The sequence below is a fragment of the Lacticaseibacillus kribbianus genome, from assembly GCF_020180945.1.
Classification (GTDB): domain Bacteria; phylum Bacillota; class Bacilli; order Lactobacillales; family Lactobacillaceae; genus Lacticaseibacillus; species Lacticaseibacillus kribbianus.
In genome coordinates, this window is record NZ_JAIPUL010000002.1 from 192,782 (window position 1) to 208,677 (window position 15,896).

Sequence of the window (15,896 nt, forward strand, 5' to 3'; positions counted from 1 at the left end):
ATTACCAATCATGCTTAGATTTGTGGCGGCAAAACGTGTCTTGATACGATGAAATCATGGAGGTGAGTTCGCAATGACACCGAACCACAAGAGGCGATGGGGAATCGTCGCACTGCTTTTGCTGCTGCTGGTGCCGGTCGGAATCTGGCTGGCGCGTGAACCCCCGGCCCAAAAAGAGGAGGCCAAGGTGGAGGACGTCGACGTCGGCGCCGACCCGGTGATGAAGCAGGAGCCGGGCATGATGCGCCTGGAGCAGTCCCGGCGGCTGATCATCGACACGACCACGAAGAAGGCGACTGCGCTGCGCAACCTGGCCAGCAACAAGTACCACCTGCGCTATGAGCTGTGGCGCAACGAGAAGCGGCTCTACCACAGCAAGGCGGTGCGCCCGGGGGGTGCGATCACCGACTACAAGGTGGCGCTGAAGAAGGGCAGCCACGAGGTGGACGTGCGCGCCGTGGTGGTCAACCCCGAGACCAAAGAAGACATGAACACGATGACGATTCCCGTGACGCTGATCATTCAGTAAAAGGAGCACACCATGAAAAGCAAGTTACTCGCGACAGTTTTGGCGACCGCCGGCCTAGCGCTGGCCGCGGCCCCGGCTGGCGGCGCGCTGGCCGGCAGAAAGGAAGTGCAGGGTACCCTGCAGGCCGAACAGGCCGAAATGCTGACCGTTGTTTTTGCGGCCGGTGATACGGTTGAGGCGGAGTTGACGACCCGACAATCGTCAACGGACCCGAATCGGTACGAGGCGACCTTTCGCGCCGACCAGACGCTTCGGGTGCTGTCCAATTTCGTCACTCCGCTGTTTCACGTAACCGCCACGCCCAGCGAGCTTGCCACGCCATGGGGCTTGGGGGTGATGATGCGGACGGGCGAGAAGAACGGCGGCACGCTGTATCCCAATGGGTTGACGCTGATGAAGCTCGGGGTCAGCAACCAGTTTTCGGACTTTGGCTTCACGTTCGAAAGCGCTTCGATGACGTACACCGGCAAGGATGCGACGGCCCCGATTGCCGGGAAGTACCGGGCGACGGTTGACTACCAGGTGATCTCACAGCCAAGAGATCCTGCCTGATTGGTGAGTAACGGCGCCAATCCCGCATGCTAACGATGCGCCGGTCACACGCGTTGGCTGGCGAGAAGGAGACTTATGCGACTCACGACACGACTCACCACCATTCTGGCCGCCGCAACGCTTGCGACGGCAGCCGCCCCGGTTGCGGGCGCGCTTGCGGGCGAGCAGGCCGCCACCGGGCATCTGAAGGCCACTGTGCCTGAGACCCTGACGATTCTGCTGCCGGTTAATCCGGGCGAGCTGTTTGCGGATCCCTACTTTGACGGCAACATTGATGCAACGCTTTTTAGCGGGAGTCAAAGCCTTAAGGTGGCGACGAACGCAGCGGGGCAAAAGATGACCCTGACGGCGACCACTACCACCCTGAACCGACCTGAAGGCGCCGGTGGGCCGGTGCCGATGTACGTCTACAACCCCGCCACCGGGATCAAGTGGAACGACCAGGAGGCGGAGGCCACATGGGAACCGGCGCCTGGGGAGCTTCTCGATGCGACCTTCAGGTTCTTGAGTCAACACATTCCGTGGCCCGGCAGTGGCCCCGGCACCATCGCCGGTGACTACAGCACCACCATCGACTACAAGCTGACCACCAAGCCACTGTGACTGACTGCGCCGCCGCCCACGCGGCGGCGCGAAAGGAGACCATGATGAAAACCAAACTTTTCACCGCACTACTGGCCGCGAGTACCCTGGGGCTGGCCCCGCTGAACGCGGTTGCCGCCGGTGAAACTAGTGCGCAAGGCACGCTGAAGACCACCGTTGGCGAAAAGCTTGACATTAATTTTCCTGCGGGTAATACGAGCGGTGGGGTACTGGTCACAGGCCGTGACAACGCCGGCACGTTCGCAAAATTTTATGCCATCCAGCGGTTGCAGGCCAAGTCCAACTACGCCGCCTCGCGCCTTGAGGTGACAGCCTCAACCAATCCATTGATGACGCCTGACAAGCAAAGTTATAAACTCTTCGTGAGGAATTTGGATGAGGACACCACCTTGTCCATGACGACGTGGACGATGCATCACAATGGCACACCCAACAACTGGTCAACCTTCGCCTTCTACTTCCTGAGCGACAGAATACCTCTGCCGAATGGTGACCAAGATAGTCCAATCGCCGGCGAGTACAGCGCCACCGTCGACTACAAAATCACCTCCACCAACCGAAGCTGACCGCCCGAGACCTCGCCGCCCGCGGGGTCTTTTTGTGTTGACGCTGAATATTGGGAAAATTAAAATAAGGGCATGCTAATGAGCGTTGGAGGAAGAGAACGTGGCGATTTCAAGTGAGCATAACGTCAAGGTGCTGCCGGTGCTGCAGGCGGTGGCCGAGCTGGGCAGCCTGACCGCCGCGGCCAAGCGCCTGCTGGTGTCGCAGCCGTACGTCAGCCACCTGATCGGCGACACCGAGAGGCAGCTTGGGGTACAGCTGGTCGAGCGCAGCAAGAAGCCCGCGACGCTGACCGCCGCCGGCCGCTACTACTGCGACGGCCTGGCCCGACTGGCGCAGGATGCCGACAAGCTGTCGTGGCAGATGGCCGCCCTGGCCGCGCACCGCGCCGGCAGCCTGACCGTGGGGTTTGGGGAGACCTCGACCGTGCGCGCGATGGTCGCCCTGATCACCGCGTTCAGTCAGCGCTGCGCGGGCTACCACCTCGACGTGCACGAGCAGGCCTCCTGGACCGTTTTCCACGAGATGCTGGCGGGCAACGCCGACGCATACCTGGGCGTGGAGCCGGCGCTGCACTTGCCGGTGTACAGGCACTGCTTCAGCCGCAAAAAGGTGGCGCTGGTCGGCCCTCGCACGGCGGACCTGCCGCCGCGCATCAGCGAGCTGTCGCAGCTGCGCTTTTTGACCGATCAGCCGGTGATCACCTACGACCCGTCGTCCGTGCTCGACCAGTACATGCGCCGGCTGTTCGAGCAGGCCGAGGTCCCGGTGCGCGCCCAGGTGCAGCTGTTGAACGTGAACACCGTCCAGCAGCTGGCGGCGCGCGGCGCGGCCTGGGCGCTGGTGCCGGTCGACCGGCCGCTGGCGCTATCGCCGCAGGCTGCCATCATTCCGGTGGCGCCCGAGCTGCTGAGCCTGCCGGTGGTGATTGCCTGCAAAAAGGGCCAGGAGACGCGCCCGGAGCTCGACTGCCTGATCTCGACGGTCGAGGATGTCCACGTCGGCCTGGCGGATCAGTCGGAGGTGCCGAGCTACTAGCGGCCGACCGCAACGCGACAAGGAGGTGGCGCCATGACGCTGACACTGAAGGCCATGAACCGTGCGGATCGTCGCGCGGAGTACGATTTTTTCCAGCAGATGCCGGAACAAAACGGCTTCGAGGTCCCGTACCGCGGCCTGCCCTACGCCGAATTCGTGGCCACCGCGCTGCCTGCGCGGCTGGCCGCCGCGGCCGGGCGTGACCTTTTGGCCGGGCACGTGCCCGACACCTACTTCTTCCTGTGGGATGACGCGCAGCTGGTCGGCCTGTTCAAGGTGCGCCACCACCTCAACGCCCACCTGCGCGCGGGCGGCGGCCACATCGGCTACGGCATTTTGCCGCAGTACCGCGGCCACGGCTACGCGACGCGCGGCCTCGCGCTAGCGCTGACCGAGTGCCGCCGCCTGATGCCGGCAGACGAGTCGGAGATCTACCTGTCCTGCCTGCGGACCAACGCCGCGTCGCTTGCGGCGATGCTGGCCAACGGCGGGCGCGTGGTGGCCACGGACGACCAAGAGCATTATGTGCGCATCGCGCGGTGAGCGTGTAGCTCAGACTCGACAAACGAGGCCCGGCACCCGAAGCAGTGAGCTGCTTTCGGGGCCGGGCCTTTGCCTTGCACCTGCCGACCGGCTAAGTGCGCCTTGCTCCGCTCTGGATCGTCGGGCTACGCAGCGCGACGCGGGAGCGGCTAGCTACGCGCGGCAACTCGAAGCAAAGTGCGCTTCAAGCTGCCGCGCTAGGCTACCCGTCCCGCTAAGTGCGCCTTGCTCCGCCCTGGTCATCGTCGGGCTCCGCAAGGCAACGCCGGTTCGTCTAGCTAAGGCCAGCACACGAAGCAAAGTGCGCTTCATGCGCCAGCCTTACGCTAGCCGACCGGCTAAGTGCGCCTTGCTCCGCCCTGGTCATCGTCGGGCTCCGCAAGGCAACGCCGGTTCGTCTAGCTAAGGCCAGCACACGAAGCAAAGTGCGCCTTGCTCCGCCCTGGTCATCGTCGGGCTCCGCAAGGCAACGCCGGTTCGTCTAGCTAAGGCCAGCACACGAAGCAAAGTGCGCTTCATGCGCCAGCCTTATGCTAGCCGACCGGCTAAGTGCGCCTTGCTCCGCCCTAGTCATCGTCGGGCTCCGCAGCGCGACGCGGGAGCGGCTAGCTACGCTCGGCAGCTCGAAGCAAAGTGCGCTTCAAGCTGTCGAGCTAGGCTACCCGTCCCGCTAAGTGCGCGCTGCTCCGCCCTGGTCATCGTCGGGCTCCGCAAGGCAACGCCGGTTCGTCTAGCTAAGGCCGGTCACTGGGCCAAAGTGCGGCCCAATGCCCAGCCTTACGCTACCCGACCGGCTAAGTGCGCCTTGCTCCGCCCTGGTCAAAAAAACCCAGTCCGGTGGGGCGACCGGGCGGGGTTCAAGGGGGTTGTTTGGATAAGGTTTGGTTCGGGGGTTTTCACTCAGATGGATACTTGGAACGGGTTAGGCCTTGGCCTGTTCAGCGTTCATGGCGTCTTCGGCTTCCTTGGTCACGATCGCGTTGGTCGTTTCCTTGTCGAAGAAGTGCGCCTTGTTGATGTCAAAGCCCATGTCGATCTTGTCGCCAGGGTTGTGGAAGTCACGGGCATCAACGGTTGCGACGAATTCGGTGCCGTCCACGCGGGCGTACAGCTGGGAGGTCGCACCCATCAGCTCGGAAACAACAACTTCGCAGTGAACCGTGGCACCAGGCCAGGTTTCGATGAAGGCTTCCTCGGCGTGGATGTCTTCAGGACGAATCCCGAAGGTAATCTCCTTGCCGTTGTAGCCGCGTTCGTTCAGAACCTTGGCACGGCCTTCAGGAATGGCGAGCTCGAGGCCTTGGCCATCGGAAATCTTGCCGTCCTTGTAGGTGACGTTGAAGAAGTTCATCGCAGGGGAGCCCATGAACCCGGCAACGAACATGTTGCGAGGGTTGTCGTAAACTTCGGCAGGGGTCCCGATCTGCTGAACCTTGCCGACGGACATAACGACAACACGGTCCGCCATGGTCATCGCTTCGGTCTGGTCGTGGGTAACGTAGATCGTGGTGGTGTTCAGACGCTGGTGCAGCTTGGCGATTTCGGCACGCATGGAAACACGCAGCTTGGCATCCAAGTTGGACAGCGGTTCGTCCATCAGGAAGATTGGGGCATCACGCACGATGGCACGGCCCAGCGCAACACGCTGACGCTGACCACCGGACAGGTCGGCAGGCTTTCTTTCAAGGAATTCCTTCAGACCCAGGATGTCGGCGGCTTCGTCGACACGCTTCTTGATGTCAGCCTTGGCGTACTTGCGCAGCTTCAACCCGAAGGCCATGTTATCAAAAACGGTCATGTGTGGGTACAGCGCGTAGTTCTGGAAAACCATCGCGATGTCGCGGTCCTTCGGGGCAACGTCGTTCATGACCTTGCCGTCAATCTTCAGGTCGCCTTGGGTAATGTCTTCAAGGCCGGCGATCATGCGCAGCGTCGTGGACTTACCACAGCCGGAAGGACCAACGAACACGATGAATTCCTTGTCGCGGACGTGAAGGTTGAAGTCCATAACGGCGTCCTTCTCGCCTTCCTTAGCATCAGGGTAACGCTTGTAAATGTGGTCCAGTGCGATTTCTACCATATTGACACACTCCTATCTTGATTACTTCTTTAGTATAAATGTAAGCGGTTCACGCGCCTTGGCCAAAGTGACCAAAGTTGCCGGGTGATTTTTGGCGGATTGACCAAAGTCGTCAATCTGGTAAGCTGAACGTGAGGTGAGGACAATGGTTCAAAAGTTGACGGTCGTGCTGGTGGCAACGCCCACCGGCATCGTGATGATCAATCGGCTGCGCCCGCCGTACCGCGGCCTGTGGAACGGCCTCGGCGGCAAGGTCGAGCCCGGCGAGACGCCGCTCGACGGCGCGCTGCGCGAGGTGCAAGAGGAAAGTGGCATTGCCCTAGACCCGGCCGAAGCGGTGCCGGCCGGGCTGGTGCACTGGCACGTCGACGGTGAGCTGCGCGGTGATCTCTACCTATATTATGCGCTCACGGCGACGACCATCGCCGCCCGCGACACGCGCGAGGGCCTGCTGGCGCCGCGGCCGCTGGCCTGGCTGCAGGCCCCGGACAACCTGGGTCTGGTCGCCGACCTCAAGGCCCTTTTGCCCCACATCCTGGCCGGCGAGGACCTGGCCTACAACGCCTGGTTCGAGGGCAACGACTTCAAGTGGCTGGAGCTCCTGGGGCCGCGCGCATGAGCGGGGCGGACACGCCGCGGCGTGATTCAAACGGGGTCACGGCGCCGCAGCCGGCCATTCCCGCCGCCGCGTCGGATCGCGGCGACACCGCGGCACAGCCGCCACGCCCCGAGATTCTTGTCGGCCTGACCGCCGTCGCCGACCACCCGAGCCTGGCCAGCGGCCGCGCGTCCACGCTGGCGGACCTGGCCGGCCACTTTCCCGTCGTTGAGATTGACTCGGGGTTTTACGCCGTGCCAAGCGAGGCGGTGGTGCGCGGCTGGCAGGCGCAGGTGCCGGCGGGTTTTTCCTTCATCGTCAAGGCGACGCAGTACATGACGCGGCACAGAGACGACCCGGCCCACGAGCTGGTCGCCGAGTTCACCGCGCTGCGCCGGGCGCTCGCGCCGCTGGTTGAAAAGGGCCAGCTGACCGCCGTGCTGTTTCAGCTGCCGCCGTACTTCGGGGTGACGCTGGAAAACGTGCGCTACCTGCGCCGCATCCGCCAGCTGTACCCGGACCTGCCGGTGGCGCTGGAGTTTCGCAACAACGGCTGGTACGCCGCCGACTACCGCGCCCAGACCCTGGACCTGATGCGCGAGCTTGGCTTCGTTCACGTGGTGGTGGACGAGCCGCAGACGGCAACGGGCAGCGTGCCGCTGGTGCCGGTCGCCACCAGCGACGACCTGACCATCATGCGCCTGCACGGGCGCAACACCGCCGGCTGGCTGGAGCGGCGGCCCGAGTGGCGCCACCTGCGCACCGACTACGACTATTCGGCAGAGGAGCTGGCGGCGCTCGGCCGCGTCGCTTGGGGGCTTTGCTCCCGGCGCGTGGTGGTGATCTTCAACAACAACGGCGGCCACGCCGCGGCCGGCAACGCGCAGGCCTTTTGCACGCAGCTGGGCTGGACTTCACCGGCCTGGCGCCCAGCCAGCTGAGCCTTTTTGACTGACGGAGGACACAACGATGAGCAAGGACTTTCACGAGCTGGACGCCGCGCACCACGGGGCCAAGCTGCACCTGGACGAAGATTCGGCGCCGGCCATCCGCGAGACGGTGGCGGCGCTGGTCGCCGACCGCGATGAGCGCGGCTGGACCCACCACCTGAAGAACCTGGCGACGGCCCTGAACGTCGAGGCCGCCGAGGTGCTGGAGATTTTCACCTGGAAGGACGTCGGCGAGCCGCTGAGCGAGGCCGAGACCGCCCACGTCGCCGAGGAGCTGGCCGACGTGCTGATCTACGTTTTCGACATGTGCGCGAAGCTCGACTTGGACCCGCTGAAGTTGATTGCGGCCAAGCAGGTGATCAACGCGCCGCGCCACCGCGGCCAGCGAAGCTGAGGCAGGAGGCACGAAAACGGTCGCCGCAAGCGCAACGCGGGCGCGGCTAGCTACGCCCAACCGCTCGGGCCAAAGTGCGGCCCAAGTGGTTGCGCTAGGCTATCCGGACCGAGGGGTTGTATCTGATACGCTCAGATTTCCAATGCGGACGCCGCCAACGACATTAACAGCGTGTCAGTGAGTACCCGCTGTGTAGGGCGGAGGCGCGGACGCGCCACTGCCGGAGGTGGAGGGCCGGGGCGAGCCAGCGTGAAATTGCTGTTAGCAGGCGCTTTTTGCCTGCTTACAGCAAGGGCGGGTCGCAAGACCGGGCTTTGGGCTTGCGAGAGCCCCACGCGTTCCGCCGCCCCGGCCCGGAACCGGAGGTAGTCGCGCGTCCGCGCCGGAGCCCGGCTCTTCAACATCAATTCGCCGCGCTCCGCCCTCTGTATGGTATACTGATACCAGTTTAGGCACTTTTTTCGCTCGCGCAGGGCTGCGGGCGTCTTAAAATAAGCAAAGTCGCTGCAGGAGGCACATTAACCATGTCAAAACCAACGTTCTACGTGACGACGCCGATCTATTACCCGAGTGGTAAGCTTCACATCGGCAACGCGTACTCCACCATTGCCGCAGACGTCATCGCGCGCTACAAGCGCCTGATGGGCTACGACGTTTTCTTTCTGACCGGGACCGACGAGCACGGGCTGAAGATCGAGCAGAAGGCCGACAAGCTCGGCATCACCCCGCAGGCCTACGTCGACGGCATGGTGGCGCAGATCAAGTCGCTGTGGAAAATGCTTGAGATTACCAACGACAAGTTCATCCGCACCACCGACGCGGAGCACGTGAAGGCCGTCCAGAAGATCGTGGAGCGCCTGATCAAGCAGGGCGATGTGTACCTGGGTGAATACACCGGCTGGTACTCGGTCGAAGACGAGGAGTACTTCACCGAGCCGCAGCTGGCCGAGGTTTACCGCGACCAAGACGGCAAGGTGATTGGCGGCAAGGCGCCGTCCGGCCACGAGGTGCAGCTGGTCAAGGAGGAGTCCTACTTCTTCCGCATGAGCAAGTACACCGATCGGCTCGTGCAGTTTTACGCCGACCACCCCGACTTCATCCAGCCGGCCTCGCGCAAAAACGAGATGCTGAACAACTTCATCAAGCCGGGCCTGGAAGACCTCGCGATGAGCCGCACCAGCTTCAACTGGGGCGTGCCGGTGCCGGAGAACCCGAAGCACGTGGTCTACGTGTGGGTCGACGCGCTGCTCAACTACATCACGGCGCTGGGCTACGGCTCCGACAACCACGACCTGTTCGACAAGTACTGGCCGGCGGACCTGCAGCTGATCGGTAAGGAAATCGTGCGCTTCCACACCATCTACTGGCCGATCATCCTGATGGCGCTCGGCCTGCCGATCCCGAAGAAAATCTACGGCCACGGCTGGCTGGTGATGAAGGACGGCAAGATGAGCAAGTCCAAGGGCAACGCGATCTACCCGGAGATGCTGGTCGAGCGCTACGGCCTGGACGCGCTGCGCTACTACCTGATGCGCGCCATTCCGTTCGGCAACGACGGCATTTTCACCCCTGAGGACTTCATCGACAAGATCAACTTCGATCTGGCCAACGACCTGGGAAACCTGCTGAACCGGACCATCGCGATGATCAACAAGTACGTCGGCGGCGTGCTGCCGGACCTCACGCAGGTGACCGCCACGCCGTTTGACGCCGACCTCGAGGCCACGGCAACCGCAAGCATCGCCGCGTACCACGAGAAGATGGCGGCGCTTCAGTTCTCCGACGCGATGGACGCGACTTGGAAGCTGATCGCCCGCGCCAACAAGTACATCGACGAGACCGAGCCGTGGAACCTGGCCAAGGACCCGGCCAAGGCGGGCGAGCTGGCCAGCGTCATGGGCCACCTGGCCGAGAGCCTGCGCCTGATCGCGCTGTTGATTCAGCCGGTCATGACCCACGCGCCGAAGCAGATCTTCGGCCAGCTCGGCCTGGATTCCGCCATCGCCGCGCAGGAAACCCTCGAGTGGGGCCACCTGCCGGCCGGCACCAAGATTGTCGAGAAGGGCACGCCGATTTTCCCACGCCTGGATGCGGCGGAGGAAGTCGCCTACATCAAGTCCCAGATGCAGCCGCCGAAGAAGCAGGCCACCGTTGACCCGAAGACCCGCAAGGACGAGATCGACTTTGCCGCCTTCGACAAGTCGGAGATCCGCGTCGCCGAGATCCTGGACGTGGAAAAAGTGAAGGGTGCGGACAAGCTCCTGAAGTTCACGCTGGACGCCGGCGACGAGGGCACGCGCCAGATTCTCTCCGGCATCGCCAAGTACTACCCGCACTTCGAAGAGCTGAAGGGCAAGAAGGTCATGGCCGTCGTCAACCTCACCCCGCGCAAGCTGCGCGGCGAGATGAGCGAGGGGATGCTCCTGTCGGCCGAGGACAGCAAGGGCAACATCACCCTGCTGACCGTCTCGGCAGACCTGGAGAACGGCAGCCTCATCGGTTAGACTAAAACAGCCACCGCAGATTGCGGTGGCTTTTTTTGCATTGTAGTGTCAATATATTGACCGGAATGAATCAAAAATACCGCGAATAAACAGAGCATCGAATAAATTAGATCAGATACCGAAACTAAACTTTACGAAATACGACTCTTGACGGTGGCGGCCGCGTGCTAAACTCTTTCCCGTATAGGTCATGACATTAATCGTTCAGACGGGCAACGATGACGACTTGGGAGGAAGACGAATGGCAAAATACGAGCAGGACAGGGCACGGATGATGGCGGCGACGGCGCAGCGGCGGCTGCGCTTCAAGCTGTACAAGGCGGGCGGCCAGTGGGTGATCGCCGGCATCGCGGCGGTCACGCTGGGGCTTGCAGTCGGCGGCCAGCCGGTCTCGGCCGCGACCACGGCCGATACCGCCGGAACCGTGGCTGCACCGGCGGCGGCCGGTGGCACGACTGCGCCAGCCAAGACGACCGCAGCCACCGCGGTCAGCATGGTGACGACCACCGACGAGGGCAACAGTGGGGAGGCACAGGACGCTGAGGCCGCGACCGGCGCTGCAGCGACCGAAACCGCAGATGTGGTCGCACCGAGTGCAGTCGGCGCCGCGACCGGCGCTGCAGCTACCGCGACCGGCACGACCCCGACCAGTGAGGCGGCCGAGACGCCGACCACCGATACCGATTCCTACCACGTCGAGTACGTGAACGTGACCGAGTATACCGGCAACAACCGCGTCGAGGCGACCGTCGAGGGCAATGCAGCGGACGGCCCCTACCAGGTCGACCTCGCGGCGGCCGGGCTGGACCCGGCGAAGTACGAGCTGGCCGATCCGCAGCAGACCAGCCTGCAAGTCGAGGCCGATGGCACGTACCAGATTGAGGTGAAGGACAAGACCAAGGTGCTCGACGAACCCCTGGTGGTCAAAACCACGATTCACTACGTTGCGGCCGAGGCGGACGATCCCGATTGGACGACTTATCCGGCAGGGGACAAGACCAATCGCCTGGCCGACAACCAGGTTTTGGCCGCTCCGGTGACCGTGGAACAGCGCTTCACGGTCACCTGGGATCTGGCGCGCGACGAAGGGGTGTGGTACGAGCCGACGGCGCTCTTTTCGGCCGTCACCTCGCCGACGGTTGACGGCATGGTGCCGACGATGGCAACCTTCCCGAACGGCGATCTGCGAATGGGCGGAACCAACATCGCGTCCAACGACACGGACGTCTACGTCACCTATCACCCGGCCGGGGTGGAACCGGCGGCGACCTATGCCGCACCGACCTTCGATGAGGACGACGCGGCGGCCGGTGTCGTGACGTACCGCTTCGTTGACCTGGACAACGGTGGCAATATGGTTGCCACCTACACGACCCATGCGACGGCCTTTAACAGTCGGCCGGAAATGTTGACCTTTGGCGCCGATGGGGTTGGGACGCACGGTGTAGTTGCGGAGCTGGCGGCGCTTTACGACTACGATCCGGCCGGCTTTGCGGCGGAAGGCGGCCGGGCCGACGGGCGAAGCGACGAGACGAGCGCGCAGGGGGAGGTGATCGATTCGGTGGCCGCCGGCAGCCATATCACCATCGAGCTGCGGCACCGGCACAAAATCGTCCCGGTCTTATTTACGCAGTTGGTCCATTTTCAAAATGCGGACGGGGAAACAGTCGCGGACGACCAGAAATGGAACCTGGGCTGGGAAGTGGACACCGACTTGGTGCGTGACTTCGGGTTCCAGCGCCACGGCGGGGATTACGCGCCGACCTACACGCCGATTGACGGGACGGGTCAGCCGGAACGCCCCATCCAACAGATCGACGGCACAATCTCGACCATCGACGGCGTTGCGACGACCAAGCTGGCGGCCGTTTCGTACCTCGGAGCGGACGGCACCCCGCACGATGCGCCGGAGGTCACGGTGGTGTACGACAACCACCCCTACACGATTGAATTCTTCACCACCACCGACCGCGGCCACCAGGTGACCGTGGGCAAGCCGTATTTGGGTCAGGCCAAGGACGGCAGCTACCAGATCGACCTGGCGGATGCCGGCCTGGACCCGGCGAAGTACGAGCTGAGCGACCCGACCACCACCAGCCTCACGGTGGCGCCGGACCAGACCTACCGGATCGAGGTCAAGCACCGGACGCAGATTCTGACGGATGAGCCGGTGGTGATCCACCGACCGGTTCGCTATGTCTGGGCCGACGACGAAACCGTTGAGGTCGCGGCCGGCATCGTAATCGACCAGACCTACCTCAAGGAGGTCGACCTGGTGACCGGCAACCCGGTGATGTACCACCTGCAAAACCTCATCCCGGACCTGCCGAATCCGGAGGTCGCCGGCATGGTGGCGGAGCGGCCGACGCTTTTGGCAAGTCCCATTCAGGAGACGGACTCGAGCTGGGAGTATTCCGTGAATCAAACGCCGATTGTCATCCGCTACGACGCGCAGCCCTACACCGTCAACTTTTTCTACACGGATGCGGCGGGGCAGACCACCACGGTGGGGACGCACCTCGGCTCCGCCACCTTCGACCAGGGGACCTACAAGATTGACCTGGCCGCCGCCGGCCTGGACACCAGCGTCTACCAGCTGGCCGACCCGGAGACCACCAGCATTGCCGTTGCCCCGGGTCAGACCTATCAGATCGAGGTCAAGCACCCCACCGCGCTTCAGCCGGGCAAGGCGATCATCACGCACCGGGTGATTCACTACCAGCGCGCAAGCGACCACGCGACGCTTCACGACGACTGGGTGATGACCCTCGCCTACACCCCGGAAGTCGATCTGATCACCGGGCGGATTCTGCGGTGGCACCGGCAGTCTGAAATGCCGGACGTGACCTCGCCGACGATTCCGGGCTATGTGCCGGATCAGCCGGTGCTCAACCTGACGGAGCTGCACATCGACCACTCCAACGGAACGCCCGTGGATCAGCTCCCGCTGACGGTTTACTACACCCCCGACGTGCAAAAAGCGTCCGTCTACTTCGTCGGCGAGGGCGGGTTGCCGCTGGTGCCGGCCATGCAGATTGAGGGGCCAAGCGGCAGTGCAATTGCGCACACCAGGTTCGTCGATACCATTCAAAAGCTGATCAGTGGCGGCTACAACTTGGTCGCCGACGGCACGGTCGGCGCGACCTTCGATCAGGACGCCGGCGTCGACCAGTACTTCGTCATCAAGTTCGAGGCCGTGGCGCCGATGGCCGGCATTCCGGGCGGTGGCGTTCACGTCTACCAGAAGGCGCAGGTGCCAGACGTTGCCCCGAGCGTGACGGATGAAGGCTACTACAACAACCTGACACCGGGTACGCCGGGTGAGGGCATCCACGTCTACCAGAAGACCCAAGTGCCGGACACAGCCCCGAGCGTGACTGAGACAGACTACTACAACAACCTGACGCCGGGCACGCCGGGTGAGGGCATCCACGTCTACCAGAAGACCCAGGTGCCAGACGTTGCCCCGAGCGTGACGGATGAAGGCTACTACAACAACCTGACACCGGGCACGCCGGGTGATGGCATTCACGTCTACCAGAAGACGCAGGTGCCAGACGTTGCCCCGAGCGTGACGGATGAAGGCTACTACAACAACCTGATTCCGGGCGAGCTGGACGACGGCGTGCGGGTTCGCAGCCAGGTGCCGGACGACGCGCCGACGGTGACCGAGGACGATTACTACAACAACCTGATTCCGGGCGAACTCGATGCCGGCGTGCGGGTTCGCAGCCAGGTGCCGGATGTCGCACCGAGCGTGACGGATGAAGGCTACTACAACAACCTGATTCCGGGTGAGCTGGACGACGGCGTGCGGGTTCGCAGCCAGGTGCCGGATGTGGCGCCGACGGTGACCGAGGACGTTTACTATAACAACCAGCTCCCGGGTGAGCTGGACGACGGCGTGCGGGTTCGCAGCCAGGTGCCAGACGTTGCGCCGAGCGTGACGAAGGCCGCCTACTACGATCACCGCACCGCTACGCCGACGGTGACCCCGCTGGCCGACACCAAGCGGCCGACCACGGGCACCCCGAAGAGCCTGCCGGTAACCGGGCCGCAGCGGCCGGCGGCCACCGCAACCGCGGCCACCGCAACCGCGCCGGCCACCAAGGCGGGGACGCTGCCGCAAACCGGCGAAGCCACCCGCGGCGCGCTGGCGCTGGCCGGCGTCGGGCTTTTGAGCCTGCTTGGCCTGGCCGCACTGGCCGAACGCAAGCGGCTGGCCGGCAAGCGGTAGACGCGCCTGACCACCGCAGTTTTGGGCGCCCGGCGTGCGCATCGCCGCACCGTGGCAACCCGACCCTGCAATGAAAAAAGCGATGCGCAGCGTGCGCATCGCTTTTTTGTATCGGGTCAGGCAATAAGCCGCTGCTGGCCGCTATTGCGCGTGGCTCAGGGCATGTCGCCGGGTGCCGCCTCGAACATCGGGTAGGTGGCAAGCGTCGTCAGGTCGGTGTTCAGCGGCACGGTGTAGGCCGCGTAGTGAATGCGCGGCGCGGCCTCGGCCCGAAGCGCCTGGAGCTTGGTCTGCGCCTGCGCGTGGTCGGCGGTCGCGTAGATCACCTCGATGACGCTGCGCCGGTCGAGATCGGTGTACGCCCGGACAATCAGATCAACAGTTGGCATCAATATTCCTCAGCATCGATATCTTCAGGCCCATTATAGCAGACGGTGCAAGAGGCGGCGAAAAAAATGTGCGGTGGCCGCGCGGCCCGTTGCCGCGTATACTGGATAGGAACAATCAGAAAGCGGGGCCGCATGAGATGGAGATTTTTGATTCGCACACGCACTTGAATGACACGCCTTACGCCGGCGAAGAGGCCGCGTATGTGGCCAACGCCGCGGCGCTGGGCGTCACCGAGATGGCGATCGTCGGCTCGGACACCGAGCTGAACGCCGGCGCGATGGCGCTGGCCGCGCGGTTCTCGAACCTCTACGCCATCGTCGGCTGGCACCCAGAGTCGAGCAAGGACTACACTAAGGCGGCCGAGGACCTGCTGATCACGCAGCTGGCGGACGCCAAAACGGTCGCGCTGGGCGAGATCGGTCTGGACTACCACTGGGACACCAGCCCGCGCGAGATTCAGCGTCGCGTGTTTCGCCGGCAGCTCGCGATCGCCCGCGACCTGCACATTCCGGTGTCGATCCACTCGCGCGACGCCTTCGAGGACACCTACGACATCCTGAAGGCCGCGCACCTGGAGGACTTCGGCGGCATCATGCACAGCTTCACCGGCGACGGCGAGTGGGCGCAAAAGTTCCTGGACCTGGGGATGTACGTGTCGTTCTCCGGCATCGTCAGCTTCAAGAACGCGCCGGAGGAACACGAAAGCGTGCGGCTGATCCCCGAAGACCGGCTGCTGGTCGAAACCGATGCGCCGTACCTGACGCCGGTGCCGTACCGCGGCAAGCCCAACCAGCCGGCCTACACCCGCTACGTGGTTGAGGCGGTCGCCAAGTGGCGCGAGGACACGCCCGAGCACATCGCGGCCATCACGCGGGCCAACGCGCACCGGATTTTCAACCTGTTGTGACACGCGC

The 15,896-nt window shown here is 63.7% G+C and carries 13 protein-coding genes and 1 pseudogene; 12 read left to right on the top strand and 2 right to left on the bottom strand.

Translation table 11 applies throughout. The features are described from left to right. Positions 1-73 precede the first annotated feature (73 nt). The 6 genes from LE416_RS08130 to LE416_RS08155 all read left to right on the top strand — a co-directional run bounded on the left by LE416_RS08130 (position 74) and on the right by LE416_RS08155 (position 3,829). Complete coding sequence (locus LE416_RS08130; RefSeq protein ID WP_225048004.1) at positions 74-529, top strand: hypothetical protein; 456 nt, start codon at positions 74-76, stop codon at positions 527-529. Between the two features lie 12 nt (positions 530-541). After that, complete coding sequence (locus LE416_RS08135; protein WP_225048005.1) at positions 542-1,081, top strand: hypothetical protein; 540 nt, start codon at positions 542-544, stop codon at positions 1,079-1,081. Between the two features lie 75 nt (positions 1,082-1,156). After that, a complete protein-coding gene (locus tag LE416_RS08140) occupies positions 1,157-1,684 on the top strand; it encodes a hypothetical protein (protein ID WP_225048006.1) in 528 nt (175 codons plus the stop codon). 44 nt (positions 1,685-1,728) lie between these two features. Next, complete coding sequence (locus LE416_RS08145) at positions 1,729-2,250, top strand: hypothetical protein (protein WP_225048007.1); 522 nt, start codon at positions 1,729-1,731, stop codon at positions 2,248-2,250. Positions 2,251-2,350: 100 nt separating this feature from the next. Beyond that, complete coding sequence (locus LE416_RS08150) at positions 2,351-3,286, top strand: LysR family transcriptional regulator (RefSeq protein WP_225048008.1); 936 nt, start codon at positions 2,351-2,353, stop codon at positions 3,284-3,286. A 33-nt stretch (positions 3,287-3,319) separates the two neighbouring features. After that, a complete protein-coding gene (locus LE416_RS08155) occupies positions 3,320-3,829 on the top strand; it encodes a GNAT family N-acetyltransferase (RefSeq protein ID WP_225048009.1) in 510 nt (169 codons plus the stop codon). 922 nt (positions 3,830-4,751) lie between these two features. Here LE416_RS08155 and LE416_RS08160 read toward each other — a convergent pair. After that, entirely contained in the window at positions 4,752-5,909 is a 1,158-nt protein-coding gene (locus tag LE416_RS08160) for an ABC transporter ATP-binding protein (protein WP_225048010.1), read from the bottom strand. A 145-nt stretch (positions 5,910-6,054) separates the two neighbouring features. Here LE416_RS08160 and LE416_RS08165 point away from each other — a divergent pair, with 145 nt between their 5' ends. The 5 genes and pseudogenes from LE416_RS08165 to LE416_RS08185 all read left to right on the top strand — a co-directional run bounded on the left by LE416_RS08165 (position 6,055) and on the right by LE416_RS08185 (position 14,592). Beyond that, on the top strand, positions 6,055-6,528 hold the full coding sequence (locus tag LE416_RS08165; RefSeq protein WP_225048011.1) for an NUDIX domain-containing protein: 474 nt from the start codon (positions 6,055-6,057) through the stop codon (positions 6,526-6,528). A gap of 113 nt (positions 6,529-6,641) precedes the next feature. Then, positions 6,642-7,462, top strand: a pseudogene (locus tag LE416_RS08170) (DUF72 domain-containing protein). 14 nt (positions 7,463-7,476) lie between these two features. Next, complete coding sequence (locus tag LE416_RS08175) at positions 7,477-7,851, top strand: nucleotide pyrophosphohydrolase (protein WP_225048013.1); 375 nt, start codon at positions 7,477-7,479, stop codon at positions 7,849-7,851. Positions 7,852-8,375: 524 nt separating this feature from the next. Next, on the top strand, positions 8,376-10,355 hold the full coding sequence (metG, locus tag LE416_RS08180) for a methionine--tRNA ligase (protein WP_225048014.1): 1,980 nt from the start codon (positions 8,376-8,378) through the stop codon (positions 10,353-10,355). A 241-nt stretch (positions 10,356-10,596) separates the two neighbouring features. After that, on the top strand, positions 10,597-14,592 hold the full coding sequence (locus LE416_RS08185; RefSeq protein ID WP_225048015.1) for a mucin-binding protein: 3,996 nt from the start codon (positions 10,597-10,599) through the stop codon (positions 14,590-14,592). Positions 14,593-14,747: 155 nt separating this feature from the next. Here LE416_RS08185 and LE416_RS08190 read toward each other — a convergent pair whose 3' ends face one another. Continuing rightward, complete coding sequence (locus tag LE416_RS08190) at positions 14,748-14,981, bottom strand: phosphoribosylaminoimidazole carboxylase (RefSeq protein ID WP_225048016.1); 234 nt, start codon at positions 14,979-14,981, stop codon at positions 14,748-14,750. Between the two features lie 137 nt (positions 14,982-15,118). Between LE416_RS08190 and LE416_RS08195 the strand changes: the two genes are divergently transcribed. Continuing rightward, a complete protein-coding gene (locus LE416_RS08195; protein WP_225048017.1) occupies positions 15,119-15,889 on the top strand; it encodes a TatD family hydrolase in 771 nt (256 codons plus the stop codon). Positions 15,890-15,896: the final 7 nt, after the last annotated feature.